Origin of the sequence: Bradyrhizobium sp. CCGB01 (assembly GCF_024199795.1) — a bacterium.
Lineage (GTDB): Bacteria > Pseudomonadota > Alphaproteobacteria > Rhizobiales > Xanthobacteraceae > Bradyrhizobium.
Genome location: NZ_JANADK010000001.1, coordinates 2,821,970 through 2,840,481 on the forward strand (window position 1 = coordinate 2,821,970; position 18,512 = coordinate 2,840,481).

The following is an 18,512-nucleotide window of genomic DNA, read 5'->3' on the forward strand; positions in this document are numbered from 1 at the left end:
GCAAGAAGCATCGCAAAATGGCGGAACCCGGCTCCGCCAAGCATGAGCCGGCACTTCGGGAAGGAGATTGTCATGCTCAGGAGATCAATGCTGGTTGGCGCCATTCTGGCCGTCAGCTCGACCATTGCTTTGGCAGGTCCCTGCAACACCGCCAACCGCGACGCAGGCTCGGGGCCGGCCACCACCGGTCAGGCGACGGGGACGACTGGCATCGCCTCGCCAAATGCCAAGGAGCATCCGCCGACATCAGCCATGAACAAAGCCAGCGAGAGCACGGCGACTTCGTCGCAGGACGCCCAGCGTCAGATGCAGGGACAGCCGACGGCTGCCGAACAGCCGAAGTCGACGACCGGTACCGCCGACAAGGATTGCTGAGTCATCGGCATTTCCAAACGGGACGCGAAGTCGCCGGAAGGCGAAATCCGGCATGCGATCCACCTCTGCATCGACATGCAGAACATCTTTGCGCCCGGCGGTCTCTGGCAAACGCCGTGGATGGACAAAGTCCTGCCGGCAATCGCGTCGATCGTCTCGCGCCATCAGGCCAGGACGATCTTCACGCGCTTCATCACGCCGCAGGAGCCGGAAGATCGTCCTGGGCAGTGGAAGGCTTATTTCCAACGCTGGCGTCAGGCAACGCGCAACCATCTTCCGCCATCCGCGCTCGATCTCGTGGCGGCGCTGGCACGCTACGTTCCGCCGGCCCGCATCATCGACAAGCCGGCCTATTCCGCCTTCAGCAATCCGCGCCTTGCGGGCCTGCTGGTTGAAGAGAGCGTCAGCACGGTGGTGATGACGGGTGCGGAGACCGATGTCTGCGTGCTCTCGACGGTGCTGAGCGCCGTCGATCTCGGCTTCCGGGTGGTGATCGTCGAGGATGCGCTGTGCAGCTCGTCCGACGTCGGCCACGATGCGCTCATGACGATGTACCGCACCCGCTTCCACGGTCAGGTCGATCTCGTGACCGCGGAAGAGCTGGCGGAGTTCTGGCGCGACTAGGGATCTTGTGGTCCCGCGCGCGCCTGCTTTGGAACTGCGTGCAGCACCTTGGGTTGGTCGGGTTGCACCGATTGATCGAGGAGCACGCATGACGGAAGTCGACGTTCGCAAGGGGATGCCGCCCGTCAAGCTGTCGCGCGAGGCGTTCGAGAAGCGCTACAGAGACCAGTTCGTCGATCCGGCATTTGCGCCGCTCCAGCGCGAGCTCGACGCCATCGTCGGCGCCGCCTGGGATGCCTACACTCATTCGCGCAAGGCGCCGGTGACGCGGAAGGCGGGGGCAGGTTTCGCCGATCCCGATTACGATCTCGCCGTGGACTGGCTCGCCGCGCGCGCCGCAATTCTGGAGGCGCAGCGCCGGCACGACGACGCAGGCGCGACGCCGCGCATCCTCATCGTCAACGGCTCGGCGCGCAGCGAGCATACCTGTCCCGGCGAGATGTCCAAGACCTGGCGCCTGGTCAAGCTGGCCGAGCCCGTCTTCATGGAGATGGGCTATGCCGTCGACATCCTCGATCTCTCCCGCCTGACCTCGGAGTTCGGCAGGACCATCCATCCGTGCAAGTCGTGCGTCTCCACCGCGATGCCGCTCTGCCATTGGCCGTGCAGCTGCTATCCGAACCATTCGCTGGGCCAGGCCAGCGACTGGATGAACGAGATCTACCCGCTCTGGGTCGCGGCCCACGGCATAATGATCGTGACGCCGGTGAACTGGTATCACGTGCCGGGCGGGCTGAAAGCGATGATGGATCGCCTCGTCTGCGCGGACGGCGGCAATCCGGATCCGACATCCACGCACGGCAAGAAGGCCGACGAGGCCAAGGCGATGGAGCTGAAGGGCTGGCCCTATCCGCGTCATCTCGCCGGCCGCCATTTCGGCCTCGTCGTTCACGGCGACAGCGTCGGGGCCGAGGGCGTGCGTCGCACCCTGTCCGATTGGCTGACCGACATGCACCTGATCTCGGCGGGCCGCTTCGGCGAGATCGACGGTTACGTCGGCTACATGGAGCCATATGCGATGTCGCATCGCCACCTCGACGAGGACCGCGAGTTTCAGCAGGAGGTGCTGAACGTGGCGCGCGCCCTCGGCAACGCTGTCAGGCTGGCGCGAAGCGGGCGCCTCGACGAGCCCGGGGCCGGCCTCGAAGACCCGAACCCCAAATGACGACGCCAGGAACGAAGCCGGCCGCCTTGGCTTGTCTGGATAGTGCAGAGAAGCGTGGACGCAGCAGTCAGGAGAGACGAGATGCCGAAATCCGAGGACATGACCCGTTGCATCGAGCTGTGTCTGAGCTGCTACCGGACCTGCCTCGGCGTGGCCATGAACCATTGCCTCGAGACCGGCGGCAAGCATGTCGAGCCGAAGCATTTCCGCCTGATGATGGCCTGCGCCGAAATGTGCCGGACATCCGCGCATTTCATGCTGATCAACACGCCGCATCACCGGCACACCTGCGGTGAATGCGCGGAGATCTGCACGGAATGCGCCGGGGATTGCGAGCGGATCGGCGGCATGGAGGAGTGCGTCGCGATGTGCCGCTCGTGCGCCGAATCCTGCCGCGCCATGGCCGCTTAAGAGTCGCTTGAGGAGAAAATTCATGCTGGAAGAGAAGCTCACGGAATCCATCATCGGCGAACTCAAGCGTCAGGCTGCCAACCGTCCGCAATCGTTGAAAGTCGAGGGCTCTTCCGAAGAGCTGGTCGTCAACGGCAAGATCAATCTCGCCGAGCTGGTGATGGTGATCGCCGGTTCGGTCGCTGGCGGACCGTAGCACTGCTGCAGCACCATCCAGACGAGGGCCGAACCGATGTACGCGCTGTTCGAAGGCAACAAGCAGATCGGCGATCCCTTCCCCTCCGAGAAGGAGGTGTGGGAAGCCGCATTGATCGAGGGACTGGTCACCGACGTTCCCGTTGCGGACGAGGAAGGCGGCCAGCTTCTCCCCAAGGGGTATCACGTCGCGCGGGTGGAGGAGACCTGCGAGCCGCAACCGGACTGGAAGCTGCCGCGCGAAATCTCGTGAGGCTCCCGCCTCCGTGCCCGTTCGACCGTCGGCGCCTGCTGCGCGGCGGTGGCGCGTGAACGCAACCGCGCGCGGAGATTTCCGTTGAGGACTCCGGCGGTCGTCAATACCATGGCAAGGTATTGATCAAACGAGCATTCGACCGAAGTGGCGGGATGGTAGCAGGTTCAAAGAGGGCGCGCGGAGGCAGCGGCCGCGTCAAGCTCGAGGAGGTCGCCCGCAAGGCCAATGTCTCGACCGCGACCGTCTCGCGCGCCTTCAACGAGCCCGACAAGGTCTCCGAAGAGGTCAGGCTGCGGGTCAAGGACGCCGCCCGCGCGCTGAATTGGATTCCGAATGCGGCCGGACGGGCGCTGGCCTCGAGCCGGACGCATATCGCCGGCGCCATCATCCCGACCCTGGACGACGAAATCTTCGCCCACCAGATCAGCGGCATGCAGACCGTTTTCAGCGAACGCGGCTTCACGCTGTTCCTGGGCTGCTCGAACTATGATCCGGACGAGGGCCTGAGGCAGGCCGAAGCCATGCTTGCGCGCGGTGTGGAAGCACTTGCCGTGGTCGGTGAAAATCATCCACCCGAGCTTTTCGACGCGCTCAACTCGCGCGGCATTCCCTATGTCGTGACCTACTCCTACAACAAGCTGTCGTCGCATCCGTGCATCGGCTTCGACAATCGCGCCGCGTTCAGCCGCATGACCGAGCATCTGCTGTCTCTTCGCCATCGCCGGTTTGCCGCCATCTTTCAGCCGGACACCAACAACGACCGCGTGAAGGAAAGGCTTCGCGGCATCCGCGAAGCGCTCGCGGCCGCGGGATTGGAAATCGCGGCGCAGGACCTGATGATGGGCCCCTCGACGCTGGAGTTCGGGGCGGCCAGTTTTGCCAGATTGATGACGCAGGCGGCCGGCGTTCGGCCGACCGCGATCGTCTGCGGCAACGACAATCTCGCGCTCGGTGCGTTGATGGCTGCGCGGGAGCTTGGCCTCGACGCACCTGCGGATTTTTCGATCACCGGATTCGACGATCTTGCGATTTCATCGCGCTTTGCTCCCAGGCTCACGACGATGAAGGTCGACAATCAGCAGATCGGCATCCTCGCGGCCAACGAGCTGCTCGCCGTGATCGCGGGCCGGCAAGCGCACGCGCAGTCCCGGGAAGTCGTGCCTGTTCTGAAGATCCGCGAGAGCGCTGGCGAGGCCAAAGCCCGCTGATTCCTTACGGTAGATGACGGCCGTCCTTCGATAGCACGCATGGTCGGCGCAAGAGGGCTGCTTGACTCCTGGCATGTAAGCGCTTACATAGCGCCCGTTTTAAACGCCATGAGAGCAACCGGCGGGCTCCTCGCCGGGATGGGACGGAGAGGAAACGACAATGCGCGATAGCCTTTTGCGGTGGGCCAGAAACTGTTCGATGGCGGCCTCGCTGCTGTTGCCCGTGATGGGAGCGGCGAGCCCCGCGGCCGCCGAGGAGAAGCTCGTCGTCTGGTGGAACAAGGGCTACTACAAGGCCGAGGAAGACGCGCTGCTCGACGTCATCAAGAAGTTCGAGGCCAAGACCGGGGTCAAGGTCGAGCTGTCGCAATATGCGACGCAGGACATGATGCCGAAGCTGGTGGCCGCGCTCGATGCCGGCAGTCCGCCCGACGTCACCTATGCGGACACCTACCATTTCCAGGGCGCCGGCAAGTGGGCGTCCGAAGGCAAGCTGGTCGATCTCACCTCGGTCCTCGCGCCGATCAAGGGCGAGTTCTCCCCGCAGTCGCTCGAAACGGTCATGCTGTACAACGACAAGACCAAGGCGAAGGCCTACTACGCCTTCCCGCTGAAGCAGGCGACGCTGCATCTGCACTATTGGAAGGACATGCTCGAGGAGGGAGGTCTCAAGGAGACCGACATCCCGAAGGACTGGAACGGCTTCTGGTCGTTCTGGTGCGACAAGGCGCAGCCGGCGGTGCGCAAGGCATCCGGCAAGCGCATCTACGGCATCGGCCATCCCATGGGCGTCGACGCCACCGACAGCTTCATCTCGTTCCTGGTGTTCATGGATGCCTACAACGTCGTGCTGGTCGACGACAACGGCAAGCTCCTGGTCGACGATCCCAAGGTGAAGGCGGGTCTCGTCGCCGCCATGAAGGACTATGTCGAGATCGCCGCGAAGGGCTGCACGCCGCAATCGGCGACGAGCTGGAAGGATCCCGACAACAACGTCGCCTTCCACAACAAGACGACCATCATGACGCACAATTCGACGGTCTCGCTTCCCGGCAAATGGCTCGACGATTCCAGCAACGAGACGCTGACCGCCGAGCAGCGCGACGAAGCCAAGAAGAACTATTCCGAGCGCATCCGCACCATGGTCTGGCCCAACAAGCCGGATGGCACGCCGGTTCACACCCGCGCGTCCGTGGTGGTCGGCCTGATCTTCGAGCAGGCCAAGAACAAGGATCGCGCCAAGGAGTTCGTCTCGTTCCTGCTGCGCGATGAGAACCTCCAGCCCTATATCGAAGGCGCGCTCGGCCGCTGGTTTCCGGTCAAGACGTCGGCACAGAAGTCCGCCTTCTGGGATGGCGACGTTCATCGCCGCGCGGTGCGCGACCAGTTCTTCGCCGGCGTCGGCGGCTACGAGATGAGCAAGAACTACAAGTTCACCACGCTCAACAACGAGAACGTCTGGATGAAGGCGGTCAACGCCATCGTCACCAACAAGGTGCCGGTCGACAAGGCCGTCGACGACATGATCGCGCGCATCAAGGAAGTGGCCGGCAACTGATCGCCAGCCACGCATGTTACGCTCACGCGTCGCAGGACGCGTGAGCGGCAGGCTCCTGCCTGTCAATGATTTCAACGCCTGGGAGCCGAGCTGTGACTGCAACCATCAAGGGCATCATTCCGGTGATGCTGACGCCGTTCACCGAAGCCGACGCGATCGACTATGCCGGCCTCGAAAAGCTGATCGAATGGTACATTGCCAATGGTGCGGATGCGCTGTTCGCGGTGGCCCAGTCGAGCGAGATGCAGTTTTTGAGCCTGGAGGAGCGCGTCGCGCTGGCGCGCTTCGTGGTGCGGCAGGCGGCGGGCCGGGTGCCTGTCATCGCGTCGGGCCATGTCAGCGAATCCCGCGACGATCAGGTGGCCGAGCTGACCTCGATCGCCAAGACCGGCGTGGACGGATTGGTGCTGGTGACGAACCGGTTCGATCCGAAGGGGCAGGGCGGCCCCGTCTTCATGGACAATCTGCGCAGCCTGCTCGCTGCGCTGCCCACTGATCTCCCGCTTGGCCTTTACGAGTGCCCCGCGCCGTTCCGCCGGCTCCTGTCCGACGACGAGCTGAAGTTCTGCGCCGGAAGCGGACGCTTCGCGATCCTCAAGGACGTGTCCTGCGACCTCGACACCGTGAAGCGTCGCGTGGCGCTGACCAAAGGCTCGTCGCTTGCGATCGTCAACGCCAATGCGGCGATCGCCTTCGACGCCATGAAGTCAGGATCTGCCGGCTTCACCGGCGTGTTCACGAACTTCCACCCCGACCTCTACAAATGGCTGCTCACCGACAGCTCCAGGCATCCCGCACTGGCGGACGAGCTCTCCGTCTATCTCGCACTCGCGGCGATGGCCGAGCCGATGGGATACCCCAAGCTGGCAAAACTGTACCATCAGCGGCTCGGCACGTTCGCGTCCATCCGCAGCCGGGCCGTCGATTTCGACATCCGCGAGCGCTTCTGGGCGCTGGACGCGCTGCTCGACAAGATCGAGCAGGGGCAGGCGAGCTTCCGCGCCAGGATTGCGGCCGCGCGCCGCTAGTTCGACGCCAGCGCTGCCTTGGCGACCTCGGCCATCCAGCTCGATGCGACCGGCAAGATCGCGTCGTTGAAATCGTAGCGCGGGCCGTGCAGCTCGGCGCCGTCGCGCAATTCACCGTTGCCGATCCAGACGAAGGCGCCGGGGCGCTGCTTGAGGTAGAAGGCAAAATCCTCGCCGGCCATGCTGGGCGCGAGGTCGCGGCGAACTGGCGCCTGCACCTTCCCCGCGGCGAGGCGCGCGAGGCCCGCCTCATCAGGCGTATTGGTCACCACGCCGACGCCCATCACGATCTCGGGCGTGACCTTGACGCCGAAGGTCGTCGCGATCCCGGCGCAAATCTCGCCGATCCGCTTCACGATCATGTCCTTCACAGCCTCGCGATGGTGGCGCAGCGTGCCGCGGATCGTGACGCGGCCGGCGACCTGGTTGGGCGCGGTGCCGCCGTCGATCGTGCACAGCGACAACACGGCGGTGTCGAGCGGATCGACGCTGCGCGACACGATCGATTGCATGGCGACGATCAGGTGCCCCGCCGCCATCACCGGATCGCGCGTCAGATGCGGCATGCCGGCGTGACCGGCATGGCCGTCGATGGTGATGGTGACGCGGCCGCCGGAGGCCATGACGACGCCGTCATGGACCGCGATCGTGCCGGCCGCCAGGCCCGGCCAGTTGTGAAAGCCGAACACCTGATCCATCGGAAAGCGCTCGAACAGCCCGGCTGCGACCATCGCGCGCGAGCCGCCATAGCCTTCCTCGGCCGGCTGGAAGATGAAATCGACGGTGCCGCTCCAGCTCGCGTCGGCGGCGAGCAATGCGGCGGCGCCGAGCAGCGAGGCGGTGTGCCCGTCATGGCCGCAGGCATGCATCACGCCGGGAGTTTTCGACGCGTAGGCAAGGCCCGTATCCTCGGTGATCGGCAGCGCATCCATGTCGGCGCGGAGGCCGACGCGGCTCTGCGCATGGCCGCGCGTCAAGGTCGCGACGATGCCGTGGCCCCCGATACCGGCCTCAAAGGGAATGCCGAGCTCGGTAAGCTTCTCCTGCACGAAGGCAGAGGTCTCCTTCTCCTGGAGCGACAGTTCGGGATGCGCATGCAGATGCCGGCGCCATTGGGTCAGTTTCTGGTGCAGCTCGGGGGTCAAGGCGGGCATCTTTCGCATGGTGTGGGCTTGTCATCACCATAGCCGATTATCCGCCCGCTGCATCAAGCCCCTCGGAATGCCTCGCGTGCAATCACGGCGAAAGCTTTGCCAGCCCGTTCCAGTCGAAGCTGATGCCGTGGCCCGGGCGGTCCGGCGCGAGGGCCTTGCCGTCCTCGAGCACCAGCGGGTGCTCGATATATTTGTCCAGGCCGAAGCCGTGGGCTTCCAGATACGACCGGTTCGGGCAGGCCGCGAGCAGGTGCACGGTGATGTCGTGCGCGCCGTGGCTGGTCACCGGCAGGTTGAAGGCCTCCGCCAGCCGCGCGATCTTCATGAACGCACTGACGCCGCCGCAATTGGTGACGTCGGGCTCCGGATAGGACACGGCGCCGGCGACGATGTAGTTCTTGAACTCCCACAGCGAGCGCAGATTCTCGCCGGCCGCGATCGGCACGCCGCCGGCCTGCATGATGCGCGCGTGTCCGGCGACATCGTCGGGAATGATCGGCTCCTCGAGCCAGGTGAGATCATGGGGAACGAAGGCGCGGGCGGCGCGGATCGCTTCCTCGACCGTCCATTTCATGTTGGCGTCCGCCATCAGCGGAAAACCGTCGCCGAGATGCTTTCGCATCGCCGCAACGCGCGCGACGTCGGATTTGAGGTCCGGCCGGCCGACCTTCATCTTGATGGCGCGAAAACCCTTGGCGAGATTGCCGTCGGTCTGTTTCAGCAGCGCCTCGACCGAGAGATCGAGGTCGATGCCGCCGGCGTAACACGGCACGCGCGCATCGAAGCCGCCGAGCAACTGGTACAGCGGCAGTTTCGCGCGCCGCGCTTTCAGGTCCCACAGTGCGATGTCGAGCGCGGACAGTGCCAGCACCGCCGGCCCGCCGCGTCCGCCATAATGCAGGCCCCACCAGACATGATGCCAGATCGCCTCGGTGTCGTCGGCCTCGCGGCCCTCGACCAGCGGCGGGATCTCGCGCTTCAGGATGTCGGCGACCGCGCCGCCATTGCGCCCCACGGTATAGGTGTAGCCGACGCCCTCGGCGCCATCGGCATCGCGGATGCGGCAGGTGATCAGCTCGAATGCCGCGATCTCGCCATGGGTGGAGTCGGAGAGCGTGACGGGGAGGGGGATCCGGTAGAGTGCGGATTCGATCGTCGCGATGCGTGCCATGTGGCCTCCCTGTTTTTTCTTTTTTGTTTCGTCGTCCGTAGGGTGGGTTACGCCGAGCCGATGCACTTCGTGCATCTGCAGGGCTAACCCACCCTACGAGATCACCGCATCGTCGCGAGCTGCACGGCGAGCGCGCAGGCGCGGTCGTATTCGTCGAGGTTGATCCATTCGTCGATCGTGTGCGCCTCGTTCTGGCCGGCGCCGAAGGTCACGGTCGGAACGCCGTGGCGCACCATCCAGTTGGCATCGAGGCCGCCATTGGCGGTGCGGACGTTCGGCGTGCCGCCGACCGCGGACACCGCTTCGACCGCGCGCTTGATGACGGGCTGGCTGTCCTTCATGCGGAACGGGAAATAGTCGGTCTCGGCCTTGAACTTGACCTTGCCGGACTTGCCTTGCGCGTTCGTCACCTTCTTGGCCGCCTTCTCGAACGCGGCCTTGTAGGCTTTCGTGATCTCCTTGAAGAACTTTCCGTCATGGCTCCGGCTTTCGCCGCGCACATGCACGTAGTCGGTGACGACGTTGGTGGCATCGCCGGCCGGGCGGCCCTCGCCGCCGGTGACGGGGCCGACATTGCTAGTGCCCTGCCGCTTGCCCTTCACCACCTTGCCGAACCAGCCGCCGGCTTTCACGTCAGCGAGCGCGAGCGCCATGATCATGGTCGAGGAGATGCCGCGCTCCGGCGCGACGCCGGCATGCGAGGCGCGGCCCATGATCTCGACGGTCCAGCGGTCCGCGCCGACGGCGCCGATGATGACGTTGGAGGCCGAGCCGCCGTCATAGTTGAAGGCCATCACCGGTGAGCCCAGCTCGTCCAGCTTGACGTGGCGTGCGCCGTAGAGCCCGCTCTCCTCGCGCACGCAGAACAGCAGCGTGATCGGGGGATGGTCGAGCTTCTGCTTTTCGAGCTCGGCGGCCAGCGTCACCAGCACGCCGCAGCCGCAGCGGTTGTCGCCGCCGAGCGCGGTCTTGGCCTCGTTGACGATCTTGCGGCCGGATTTCTTCGGCTTGGCACCGGCGCACAGCGGCACGGTGTCCATGTGGGTCATGAACATGATGCGCGGCTGGTTGTGCAGCGCGCCGCGGCCGGGCAGGTCGACGATGAGGTTGCCGGTCTCGGTCGGCACGGGAATGCGGGTGTTGGCGTCATCGAGCCGGATCGCCTTGGCCGGCACGCCGCTCTCCTTCAGCGCGGCGGTGAGCTCACGCCCGATCGCCGCCTCCTGTCCGGTGACGCCCTCGATGGCGAGGAAGCGCATGAGGCGGTCGGTGGCGGCTTTGGTGTCGACAGGCATGATTCATTCCTTTGGCCAATGGGCCCGCCATCCTATGAGCGTGGCGAGGTGTAAGCCAAGAAGATCAGCGCGCCCAATCCCAGCATGGCAGCCATGAACAGCAGCACCGCCGGCAGCCCGGCGAGCGCCGCTACCGCGCCGGTGACCGACTGCATCAGCGCCGCGCCGAGGAAGAAGGCGAGGTTGATCGCCGCGAGCGCCTTGCCCGCGGTCTGCGCGTCGACGAGTTGCCGCGACATGCCGAACAGCAGCGGCTGGGCGGACGTGGCCAGGCCGATCAGCACGAACAGCACGAGATCGTATTGCGGCGGCATCACGGGAACGCCGAACAGCATCGAGACCGGATAGTGCGGCGCCCCGAGCGCCATCAGCGCCAGCAGCAGCGCCCCGACCATATGCGTGCTCGCCACCAGCGCGCGGCGGCGGTTGAGCCTGCGGTCGATCATGCCGATACACAGGGGACCCGCGATCATCGCCAGCGTGAACGCGCCGAGCTGGTTGCCGGCCTCGACCCGCGACAATCCCTTGATCTCCATCAGCCATGGCCCGCCCCACAGGCCGCGCAGCACCAGCGAGGTCGCAAGCGACACCAGCGCCAGCGCGATCAGCCCGCGCAACGGCCGCGACAAGCCGAGCCTGAGCACCTCGATCATCTGCGACAGCGGCGAGGAATCGTCCTTGTGCTCGGCCGGCTGGCTCGGCACCAGCAGGAACACCGCGAGCGCCACCAGCACGCCGCCGAGCGCGGAGATCCAGAACCCGGCGCGCCAGCCGTAAGCGTCGACCACGAAGGCGAGCGGGCTCGCCGACAGCAGCATGCCGATATTGCCGATCGAGAGGATCGCGCCCGACCACAGCCCGAATCGCGCCGCCGACAATTGCTTGGCGGCGAGCGTCATCGGGCACATCAGCATGCCTGATGTCGCGATGCCGAGCAGCACCTGCCCGACCGCGAAGCTTTCCGGCCCGGTCGCAAAGCCCGACGCGATCGCGCCGATCACGGTTCCCATGAGCAGGCTCAGCGACACCGGCCGGACGCCGAAGCGATCCATCGCGGCGCCGACCGGGATCTGCGCCGCGGCAAAGGCAAAGGGATAGACCGAGGTGAGGCTCGCCAGCGCCTGCGGCTCCATGTGGAAATCCGCGGCCATCAGATCGAGGCTGACCGCGGGGATGGTGCGCAGCAAGGTCGAGAGCATGTGCCCGCAGGCCAGCGCCAGCAGCGCAAAGATCAACGCGCGGGTGCCATCGCCCGCTTCTTCCGTGGCAACCGCAGTCATCAGCGTCCCGTCCCGGCAAGGGTTTGGGCCGGGTTACACGATTGGGGGGAGGGTGCCAATGGCGGGAGGGGCGCTGTTCACGCAGGGGCGCCCAGACGTGATGTCAGGGGTCCTCGACGTCGTTCCGATTGCAATTGCTCTCGCAACTTCACACACTGTGCATCGGAAAAGCCGCGGACGCGCCAGCGTCTGAAGACGGCTTCCGCTTTGGGGAGATCACCATGATGGCTATTTCGTCTGCGTCGCGCAGCTTGTTGCTGGCCGGCGCTGTCTTCGGTGCGTTCACGCTGTCCGCCGCGGCGCAGCAGCCCGCTACTCCACCCGCCGCCGGCGCTGCACCTGCCGCCCAGCCGCTTCCGCCCGGTTCGCCCTTGATCGGGCGTCCGGACGGTGAGGCCGCCGCCAAGCTCGCCCCCGTCGCGCCGCCGCCGATTCCGGCGCAGGCCGAGAAGCTGCCGCTCGCCAAGCTCAAGGTGCCCGCCGGCTTCAACGTCGAGGTCTATGCCTCGGGCATGGCCAATGCGCGCTCGCTCGCGCAGAGCGACAAGGGCACGGTGTTCGTCGGCAGCCGCCTCGTCGACAAGGTCTATGCCATCGCCAACAAGGACGGCAAACGTGCGGTCAAGGTGATCGCATCCGGCCTCTATCGTCCGAACGGGGTCGCCTTCAAGGACGGCACGCTCTACATCGCCGAGCTGTCGAAAGTCTCGAAGATCGACAAGATCGACGACGTCATCGACAACCCGCCGAAGCCGACCGTCATTTACGACAAGCTGCCGAAGGACGAGGCGCATGGCTGGAAGTTCATCGGCATCGGCCCCGACAACAAGCTCTATGTTCCGGTCGGCCAGCCCGGCAACAACGTGCTGCACGACGCCGATCACGGCCAGATCCGCCGCATGAATCTCGATGGCTCGGGCGCGGAAGTTTACGCGGTCGGCGTGCGCAACACGGTCGGCTTCGACTGGAATCCTGACACCAAACAGCTCTACTTCACCGACAACGGCCGCGACTGGCTGTCGGAGACGGTGCCGGAGGACGAGCTCAACCGCGTCACCAAGGCCGGCGAGGATTTTGGTGCGCCATTCTGCTACCAGGGCAACATCATCGACCAGGAGCTCGGCTGGGGCAAGGACTGCAAGAACTACACCGCTCCGGTCGGCCTGATGGGCCCGCACACCGCGGCGCTCGGCATGCGCTTCTACACCGGCAGCATGTTCCCGAAGCCATACAGGAACGCGATCTTCGTCGCGCGCCACGGCTCCTGGAACAAGTCGCAGAAGCAGGGCGGTGACGTCGTCGTCGTCAGGCTGAACAAGGACGGCAGCGTGAAGTCGATGGAGCCGTTCCTGACCGGCTTCCTCGAGGACAACAAATATGTCGGCCGCCCCGTCGACGTGATGCAACTGAAGGACGGCTCGCTGCTCGTCTCCGACGACTGGAACGGCGCGGTCTACCGCATCAGCTACGGCAAGCAGAAGCTCGCGGCGCAGTAGGGTCGCGGTCATAACTGCCGTCATTGCGGGCGCAGCGAAGCAATCCAGAAATCCCAACGCGGAAGCACACTGGATTGCTTCGTCGCCTCATTCCTCGCAATAGCGGAATACGCGGAAGGAAGCCCATGCACAAAACACTCATCGCCGCTTTGGTGCTGGCCTCCTTCAGCGTCTCCGCAAACGCCGAAACCGTCCAGGAGCGCGCCGCGCCCTGCCTTGCCTGTCACGGCGAGCGCGGCACCTCCGAGACCGAGAACACGCCCTCGCTCGGCGGTCAGCAGGCGCCTTACGCGCTGATCCAGCTCTTCATGTTTCGCGAGAAGCTGCGCGTGTTCGAGTCGATGAACGAGATGGCGAAGCCGCTGACCGACGACGATCTGCGCACCTTCTCCGATTTCATCGCCACGCTGCCGAAACCCGCACCGCCGACTGACGCGGCCGATGCCTCACGGATGGCGCGCGGAGAGGCTTTGTCGAAGCAGAACCGCTGCAACACCTGCCACAACACCGATTACTCCGGAAAGGAGAACGTCCCGCGCATCGCCAACCAGCGCGAGGACTATCTCGGCAAGACGCTCGCCGAATACAAGGACAACACCCGCCACGGCTACGACGCCACCATGGCCGACGTGATGCAGACCGTCGGCAAGGACCAGATTGCCGACCTTGCGTATTACCTCGCACATTACCGGTGAGAGGCGGGATCGTCGCATGTGCCGAACGAACTCGGCCTGCGTGGTCGCCCGGCGATGCGGAGCATCGTTCGGAGACGCCCGCTTTGGCGGGCTCCTCACCATGAGGGTATCTCGCCGCAAAACATGCCCTCATCCTGAGGGCCCGCCGAAGGCGGGCGTCTCGAAGGACAGGCAGCAGCAGACCTCGGCTACAGCGCGGCTTCCTTCAGAAGCGCAGTCGGGTAAACGGGCTTTGTGAAGAACTTCGCGCCGGCAGGCAGAGGCCGCGGAAGCGGATTGCCCGAGATCACGATGATCCGCACCGCGGCATCATGCTGCTTGGCATAGTAGGCGAGGTCGACGCCATCCATCTTCCCGACCAGATTGATGTCGGTAATGATCAGGGACGGGTGCCTCTTCTTCAGCGCCAGGGTCGCGGTCTCTGCGTCCTCGCATTGCAGCACGTCGAAGTTCCGCTGTTCGAGCAGCAGCGCGAGCATCTCGCGCTGAATGTCATCGTCCTCGACGACGATCGCGGTCGGGCGAAACGGTTTTGACTGGCCCATGATTGCACCTCGCTCTTCTTATCAAATGTTAATTTGCAGGGTGCAGTTCCGTTCCGTGCAACATGCCCTAAGTTCGCTTGCGGATTTCTGTCAGCCCCGTTGTCACTCAGTCGGCCGGTCCCACGCGGAGACGATGCAACCGATGCAGCTCCTTCGCCGCGTCCTTCATCAGGCCGTCAGCCGCCTCGCGTTCCTGTCCGACGATGAATCCCGCTGCGAAGGCCTGTGCGCGGCGGTTCGCGGGAGGCGCCGCCAACGCGGCTTCCGTCGCCAGCTCGCGATGCGCCATGAAGTCGTTCAGTGATCCCAGGGCGGATTGAATCTGCTTCAGCCGGCCGGAGAGATCCGCGAGCACCTGCTGGTCGCGATTCCCATACAGGCTCTTGAAGAAGTCGACGGCATAGCGAATCTTCTTGATCCTGATCCGCAGCTTGTGGCGCTGCTGCGGGGTGAGATCGTTCAGGTGCTTGCCCTGCTTTCGCGCCTTCCTGATGCGTCGATCGAGCAGGGCGGCGGCGTAGGTAGCGATCGTGCGGTCCTGATCGGTGCGAGATCCCCCGGACTCGATCCATTCCATCACATCGATCAGCAAGCGGCGATAGCGGGCCGACGCAGTGGCGTCGCGGGCGCGCCGGAAGGCGGCCGCGCGTTGCCCGGAGAATTTCTTGCGAATCGCACGAGCGCCGCGTCGCGGGACGCCCTGGGCGGCAATCGGCTGAAGGCTCTCCTTCAGGAACACGTCGATCTCGCGCGCCGGCGCCAGCTCGCCTGTGAGCCATTTGAGTTCGGTCTTCACCCGGGCCGTGCTTGCGCGCAGCAGGATATCGTCAAAGAGGGAGATCGCTGCCCGCAACCGCCGCAGGCCGACGCGCATCTGGTGGACCCCTTCGGAATCCATGCCGCGCACCGGATCTGCGTTCCCCGTGATGTGACGAAGTGTCGAATGCGCGATGACGCGGAAGGCGTCTTGCGGTGACAGTCCGGATTTGAGCTGGACCGGTTCGGCGTGTTGTACGCCGCCGCCACTGCCCGTCGCGAGTTGAAAACCGCGCTCGGCCTTCGAGCGAAGATCGAGCTCTGCGTCCGTTTTGCGTTCGACGGTCCGTGCCAGCCGGAACAGATCGGCGGTTTGCCCGGACTTCAATTCCAGCTCGAGTTCGGCGATGGGCCGCGAGCGACGGCCGGCGGCGATCCGGCCGCGATCGACCGCGAGCTCGATCCGGCTCTTTCGGACTCGCCTTGCCTGGGTCGTGCGATGAACGTTGGTCTGAAAGGCCGGCTTGAGCTTGTGAGGAAGTTTTCCGGTCGCGAGGTCCTTGAGCGGCGTATCTTTCGTCTTCGTGAGATCCGGCCGTGCGCCCGCAATCTCGTTCTCCCACTCGCCACGCGTCAAGCTTCCCGATCGGGCCGCTTTCACGGTCTGCACATAGTGTCCGTCGACGTTGCGAACCCGAAGGGTGAAACCATGTCGCCTGAGCTTGTGCTTGCTCGTGTCGAAATAGGTCGACACGAGCGTCTGATCGCGGCGTCGCCCGGCACCGTTATGCAGGATGGACGACAGTTTTCGCGGCGCAACGAGGAATTTCAGTTCCGTTTCAGCGTTCATCGGGAGCGTTTCCGTTGCCCCGATTCAAAGCGGGGTCAGCGCGGGAGTTCCGGTGCGGGAAGATTTCAGTTCGTGATCTGCGGTCATCAGAATTTCACGGAACCCGGCTCGGACATGCTCGAGGGGCCGGCATCAAGGCATGTCCCGCAGCAGCTTGAATGCCTGATCCAGCAGTGCCCGGACGCCATCCCGCTCCGCAGTCGCGGTGCGCGTGAAGAACCCGTGTTTCCAGGCATTCCGGTTGCCGCGAGGCGCTCGTGATCCCGGTGCGCCGCCATGCATGCGGCAACGCGATCTGCCTCGCATGGCCGGCGCGCAGCAGGGGCCGCCATGGCGGGTCCTTGCGCCGCAGCGGCGGCTTGCGCGCATCGGGCCGGTATTGCGGACGTGATTGCTGCTCATGCGATGCCACCGCGCGCTGCGCCGGGCCTGTCGTCGCTGCAACGACATTCCTGCGGAGCCATCGTCTGCGCATTCGGAAATGGGTCTGTCATCCCTGCCTCCGCGACAATCACGCTGGCGTGCTGTGTGACATGGCCCACGATCGCCTTGCCACCTTCCTGCACCGACAAATTCTTCACCGTGATGGCGCGCTCATCGCCGCTGCGATGGCGGCCGAGCGCCTCGATCTGCGCTGCGAAGGTGCGTGCCAGCCGGGACAGTGCGCGTGTAATGCTCTCCTGCTGCGGAAGATCGTCGGTGCAGGCAAGGCGACAGGCGGAGCGCATCGCCGCCATGTGGACGCACACCATCTGCGCCGCCAGCATGGACTCGATGGAACCCCTCGGCGCGATGCTCTTCATCGTCGAGATCATGAAGGCGAGATTGGCCTCGTCCGGCTTGTGTCCGATCGCGCTTGCCTTCACCAATTGCTTGAGGATGCCGTGCAGCGCATCGCGGTCGACGGCGCCGAGTGCGTCGGCCAGCAGCCGCTCGCCGGCTTGCGGGTCGGGATGGTCGATCGCGATGCGGCGCTTGTAGAGCTTGATCCGCGGGCTCGCGATGAATCCGCTGCGATCGTTTGCCGCAACCGGCGGCGTGGCGTGGCGTTTTGCGGATGCCGTCATGGGCTGTGTCCTTGGCTGGCGCAGGCGCGCGCGATCGTTCGCTTGCCGCGCGCGATTGCGAATTTCGGGATGTCGATGAAGGGTTTACGCGCAACTGCGTCGGCGTGGCCCTGGCCATTCCGGTGGTGACGCTGACGATTGTTGCGATGATGGCATTCTGCCAGTGTTTTGCCCGACGAGTCAAAGGACATTGCGAAGCGCGCAAGTCCTTGTTCTTGCACGCGCCGCCTACTGTGCATGGGGTTGTCTTCGCATTTTCTATCTGGATGCGGCTCCCGCCTGCCGCGCGGCGGAATGCCGGCGTGGAAACGCGATTGCGAAATCCGGCGCGGCCGCTAATCATGACGGTCGAATACGCCGCATCGACATATGCAAGAGCGCGGCGCGGGTCCGGGGAGAGAACGAATGCAACGAACGCTTCGCCTGCTGGCGATTGTCGCCGGATTGTGCGTGACGACCGAGGCTCTCGCGCAAAAATATCCGGTGCGCCCGGTCAAGATCATGGTCGGCTTCAGTGCCGGCGGACCGGTCGACGTCGTCGCGCGCATCGTCGCCGACCGCTTGAGCAACAGGCTCGGGCAGCCCTTCGTGGTCGAGAACCGCGCCGGCGCCAACGGCATGATCGCCGCCGAGGGCGTGGCACGGGCGGACGCGGACGGCTACACGATCCTCGCCTGCAACTCGTCCACCATCACGCTGAACAAGACGCTGTTCAAGGAAGCTCGTTACGACCCGCAAGGCGATTTCGCGCCGCTCACCACCGTCGTGTCCGCGCCGCTCGTCCTCGTGGTCAATCCCGAGAATCCCAAGACGGCGAATATCAACACCGTGGCCGATCTCGTCGCGGCGGCGAAAGCCGCGCCGGGCGCGCTCGCCTACGGCTCGGGCGGCAACGGCAACCTCGCTCATCTCGCCATGGAGCTGCTCAGCCAGAAGGCCGGTATCAAGCTGATCCACGTGCCCTATCGCGGCGGTGCGGCGTCGGAGGTCGGCATCCTCGCGCAGGAGGTGCTGGCGGTGTTCGATCCCCTGTCCGCGGTGCCGCTGGTGAAGGCCGGAAAGCTGCGCGCGCTCGCGGTGTCCTCGGCCGAACGGCTGCCGTCGCTGCCTGACGTGCCGACCATCGCAGAAGCCGGCTATCCCGGCTTCGACATCTCGTTCTGGGTCGGCTTCTTCATGCCGAAGGCCGTACCCGCGCCGATCCAGGAAACGCTGCATCGTGAGATCATCGCCGCCGCCAAGGATCCGGTGCTGCAGGAGCGGCTGGAGACGCAAGGCGTCGTAAGCGTGCTCAGCCCGGCCGACTACGCCGCCAAGATCGCGAAGGAGACCAAGGAGCTTGCCGAGGTCGTCGCGGCCGCGAACATCAAGGCGGAGTAGGGG

Annotated in this window: 20 protein-coding genes; 12 read left to right on the forward strand and 8 right to left on the reverse strand. The window is 65.1% G+C overall.

The genetic code is table 11. From position 1 onward, the window contains the following. Positions 1–72: 72 nt before the first annotated feature. The 9 genes from NLM25_RS12990 (at position 73) to NLM25_RS13030 (ending at position 6,820) form a co-directional block, all read left to right on the forward strand. A complete protein-coding gene (locus NLM25_RS12990) occupies positions 73–375 on the forward strand; it encodes a hypothetical protein (protein ID WP_254117175.1) in 303 nt (100 codons plus the stop codon). 9 nt (positions 376–384) lie between these two features. Then, positions 385–999, forward strand: a complete 615-nt coding sequence (locus NLM25_RS12995) for a cysteine hydrolase (protein ID WP_309143648.1) — start codon at positions 385–387, stop codon at positions 997–999. Positions 1,000–1,087: 88 nt separating this feature from the next. Beyond that, entirely contained in the window at positions 1,088–2,164 is a 1,077-nt protein-coding gene (locus NLM25_RS13000) for a flavodoxin family protein (protein WP_254137172.1), read from the forward strand. Between the two features lie 81 nt (positions 2,165–2,245). Beyond that, positions 2,246–2,575 carry a four-helix bundle copper-binding protein gene (locus NLM25_RS13005; protein WP_254137173.1) on the forward strand — a complete coding sequence of 110 codons (330 nt, stop codon included), beginning with the start codon at positions 2,246–2,248 and terminating at the stop codon, positions 2,573–2,575. A gap of 22 nt (positions 2,576–2,597) precedes the next feature. Next, positions 2,598–2,771: a hypothetical protein gene (locus NLM25_RS13010; RefSeq protein ID WP_254137174.1), complete on the forward strand. Its 174-nt coding sequence runs from the start codon at positions 2,598–2,600 to the stop codon at positions 2,769–2,771. Between the two features lie 36 nt (positions 2,772–2,807). Next, complete coding sequence (locus tag NLM25_RS13015) at positions 2,808–3,023, forward strand: hypothetical protein (protein ID WP_254137175.1); 216 nt, start codon at positions 2,808–2,810, stop codon at positions 3,021–3,023. A 155-nt stretch (positions 3,024–3,178) separates the two neighbouring features. Then, on the forward strand, positions 3,179–4,234 hold the full coding sequence (locus tag NLM25_RS13020; protein ID WP_254137176.1) for a LacI family DNA-binding transcriptional regulator: 1,056 nt from the start codon (positions 3,179–3,181) through the stop codon (positions 4,232–4,234). Between the two features lie 199 nt (positions 4,235–4,433). Then, complete coding sequence (locus NLM25_RS13025) at positions 4,434–5,792, forward strand: ABC transporter substrate-binding protein (protein WP_254141167.1); 1,359 nt, start codon at positions 4,434–4,436, stop codon at positions 5,790–5,792. 92 nt (positions 5,793–5,884) lie between these two features. Next, a complete protein-coding gene (locus NLM25_RS13030) occupies positions 5,885–6,820 on the forward strand; it encodes a dihydrodipicolinate synthase family protein (RefSeq protein ID WP_254137177.1) in 936 nt (311 codons plus the stop codon). Here NLM25_RS13030 and NLM25_RS13035 read toward each other — a convergent pair. From NLM25_RS13035 to NLM25_RS13050, 4 genes are all read right to left on the reverse strand, one after another. Next, positions 6,817–7,965, reverse strand: coding sequence for an amidohydrolase (locus NLM25_RS13035; RefSeq protein WP_309143649.1), 1,149 nt, complete (start codon positions 7,963–7,965; stop codon positions 6,817–6,819). The genes NLM25_RS13030 and NLM25_RS13035 overlap by 4 nt on opposite strands. Positions 7,966–8,056: 91 nt before the next feature. Then, positions 8,057–9,145: a mandelate racemase/muconate lactonizing enzyme family protein gene (locus NLM25_RS13040; RefSeq protein WP_254137179.1), complete on the reverse strand. Its 1,089-nt coding sequence runs from the start codon at positions 9,143–9,145 to the stop codon at positions 8,057–8,059. A gap of 101 nt (positions 9,146–9,246) precedes the next feature. Beyond that, entirely contained in the window at positions 9,247–10,440 is a 1,194-nt protein-coding gene (locus NLM25_RS13045; protein WP_254117185.1) for a M20/M25/M40 family metallo-hydrolase, read from the reverse strand. Positions 10,441–10,472: 32 nt separating this feature from the next. Continuing rightward, positions 10,473–11,720 (reverse strand): MFS transporter, encoded by a 1,248-nt coding sequence (locus NLM25_RS13050; protein WP_254137180.1) that lies wholly within the window; start codon positions 11,718–11,720, stop codon positions 10,473–10,475. Positions 11,721–11,941: 221 nt separating this feature from the next. Here NLM25_RS13050 and NLM25_RS13055 point away from each other — a divergent pair, with 221 nt between their 5' ends. Both NLM25_RS13055 and NLM25_RS13060 read left to right on the forward strand, forming a co-directional pair. Then, positions 11,942–13,216: a sorbosone dehydrogenase family protein gene (locus NLM25_RS13055; protein WP_254137181.1), complete on the forward strand. Its 1,275-nt coding sequence runs from the start codon at positions 11,942–11,944 to the stop codon at positions 13,214–13,216. Positions 13,217–13,341: 125 nt separating this feature from the next. Continuing rightward, positions 13,342–13,911 (forward strand): c-type cytochrome, encoded by a 570-nt coding sequence (locus tag NLM25_RS13060; RefSeq protein WP_254137182.1) that lies wholly within the window; start codon positions 13,342–13,344, stop codon positions 13,909–13,911. Between the two features lie 188 nt (positions 13,912–14,099). Here the strand turns inward: NLM25_RS13060 and NLM25_RS13065 are convergent, their stop codons facing one another. From NLM25_RS13065 to NLM25_RS13075, 4 genes are all read right to left on the reverse strand, one after another. Beyond that, positions 14,100–14,456: a response regulator gene (locus NLM25_RS13065; protein WP_254117189.1), complete on the reverse strand. Its 357-nt coding sequence runs from the start codon at positions 14,454–14,456 to the stop codon at positions 14,100–14,102. 106 nt (positions 14,457–14,562) lie between these two features. Further along, positions 14,563–16,062: a CYTH and CHAD domain-containing protein gene (locus tag NLM25_RS13070; RefSeq protein WP_254137183.1), complete on the reverse strand. Its 1,500-nt coding sequence runs from the start codon at positions 16,060–16,062 to the stop codon at positions 14,563–14,565. 132 nt (positions 16,063–16,194) lie between these two features. Beyond that, complete coding sequence (locus NLM25_RS44125) at positions 16,195–16,512, reverse strand: HGGxSTG domain-containing protein (RefSeq protein ID WP_309143596.1); 318 nt, start codon at positions 16,510–16,512, stop codon at positions 16,195–16,197. Beyond that, entirely contained in the window at positions 16,461–17,129 is a 669-nt protein-coding gene (locus NLM25_RS13075) for a hypothetical protein (protein ID WP_254137184.1), read from the reverse strand. The genes NLM25_RS44125 and NLM25_RS13075 overlap by 52 nt, the downstream gene beginning before the upstream one ends. Positions 17,130–17,534: 405 nt before the next feature. Between NLM25_RS13075 and NLM25_RS13080 the strand changes: the two genes are divergently transcribed. Beyond that, positions 17,535–18,509 (forward strand): tripartite tricarboxylate transporter substrate binding protein, encoded by a 975-nt coding sequence (locus tag NLM25_RS13080; RefSeq protein ID WP_254137185.1) that lies wholly within the window; start codon positions 17,535–17,537, stop codon positions 18,507–18,509. Positions 18,510–18,512 lie beyond the last annotated feature (3 nt).

Excerpts from the sequence above, each read along its gene's own strand:
- NLM25_RS12990 (WP_254117175.1), top strand. The coding sequence starts at position 73 with ATGCTCAGGAGATCAATGCTGGTTGGCGCCATTCTGGCCGTCAGCTCG.
- NLM25_RS13000 (WP_254137172.1), top strand. The coding sequence starts at position 1,088 with ATGACGGAAGTCGACGTTCGCAAGGGGATGCCGCCCGTCAAGCTGTCG.
- NLM25_RS13005 (WP_254137173.1), top strand. The coding sequence starts at position 2,246 with ATGCCGAAATCCGAGGACATGACCCGTTGCATCGAGCTGTGTCTGAGC.
- NLM25_RS13010 (WP_254137174.1), top strand. The coding sequence starts at position 2,598 with ATGCTGGAAGAGAAGCTCACGGAATCCATCATCGGCGAACTCAAGCGT.
- NLM25_RS13015 (WP_254137175.1), top strand. The coding sequence starts at position 2,808 with ATGTACGCGCTGTTCGAAGGCAACAAGCAGATCGGCGATCCCTTCCCC.
- NLM25_RS13020 (WP_254137176.1), top strand. The coding sequence starts at position 3,179 with ATGGTAGCAGGTTCAAAGAGGGCGCGCGGAGGCAGCGGCCGCGTCAAG.
- NLM25_RS13025 (WP_254141167.1), top strand. The coding sequence starts at position 4,434 with ATGGCGGCCTCGCTGCTGTTGCCCGTGATGGGAGCGGCGAGCCCCGCG.
- NLM25_RS13040 (WP_254137179.1), bottom strand. The coding sequence starts at position 9,145 with ATGGCACGCATCGCGACGATCGAATCCGCACTCTACCGGATCCCCCTC.
- NLM25_RS13045 (WP_254117185.1), bottom strand. The coding sequence starts at position 10,440 with ATGCCTGTCGACACCAAAGCCGCCACCGACCGCCTCATGCGCTTCCTC.
- NLM25_RS13050 (WP_254137180.1), bottom strand. The coding sequence starts at position 11,720 with ATGACTGCGGTTGCCACGGAAGAAGCGGGCGATGGCACCCGCGCGTTG.
- NLM25_RS13055 (WP_254137181.1), top strand. The coding sequence starts at position 11,942 with ATGATGGCTATTTCGTCTGCGTCGCGCAGCTTGTTGCTGGCCGGCGCT.
- NLM25_RS13060 (WP_254137182.1), top strand. The coding sequence starts at position 13,342 with ATGCACAAAACACTCATCGCCGCTTTGGTGCTGGCCTCCTTCAGCGTC.
- NLM25_RS13065 (WP_254117189.1), bottom strand. The coding sequence starts at position 14,456 with ATGGGCCAGTCAAAACCGTTTCGCCCGACCGCGATCGTCGTCGAGGAC.
- NLM25_RS13070 (WP_254137183.1), bottom strand. The coding sequence starts at position 16,062 with ATGAACGCTGAAACGGAACTGAAATTCCTCGTTGCGCCGCGAAAACTG.
- NLM25_RS44125 (WP_309143596.1), bottom strand. The coding sequence starts at position 16,512 with ATGTCGTTGCAGCGACGACAGGCCCGGCGCAGCGCGCGGTGGCATCGC.
- NLM25_RS13075 (WP_254137184.1), bottom strand. The coding sequence starts at position 17,129 with ATGACGGCATCCGCAAAACGCCACGCCACGCCGCCGGTTGCGGCAAAC.
- NLM25_RS13080 (WP_254137185.1), top strand. The coding sequence starts at position 17,535 with ATGCAACGAACGCTTCGCCTGCTGGCGATTGTCGCCGGATTGTGCGTG.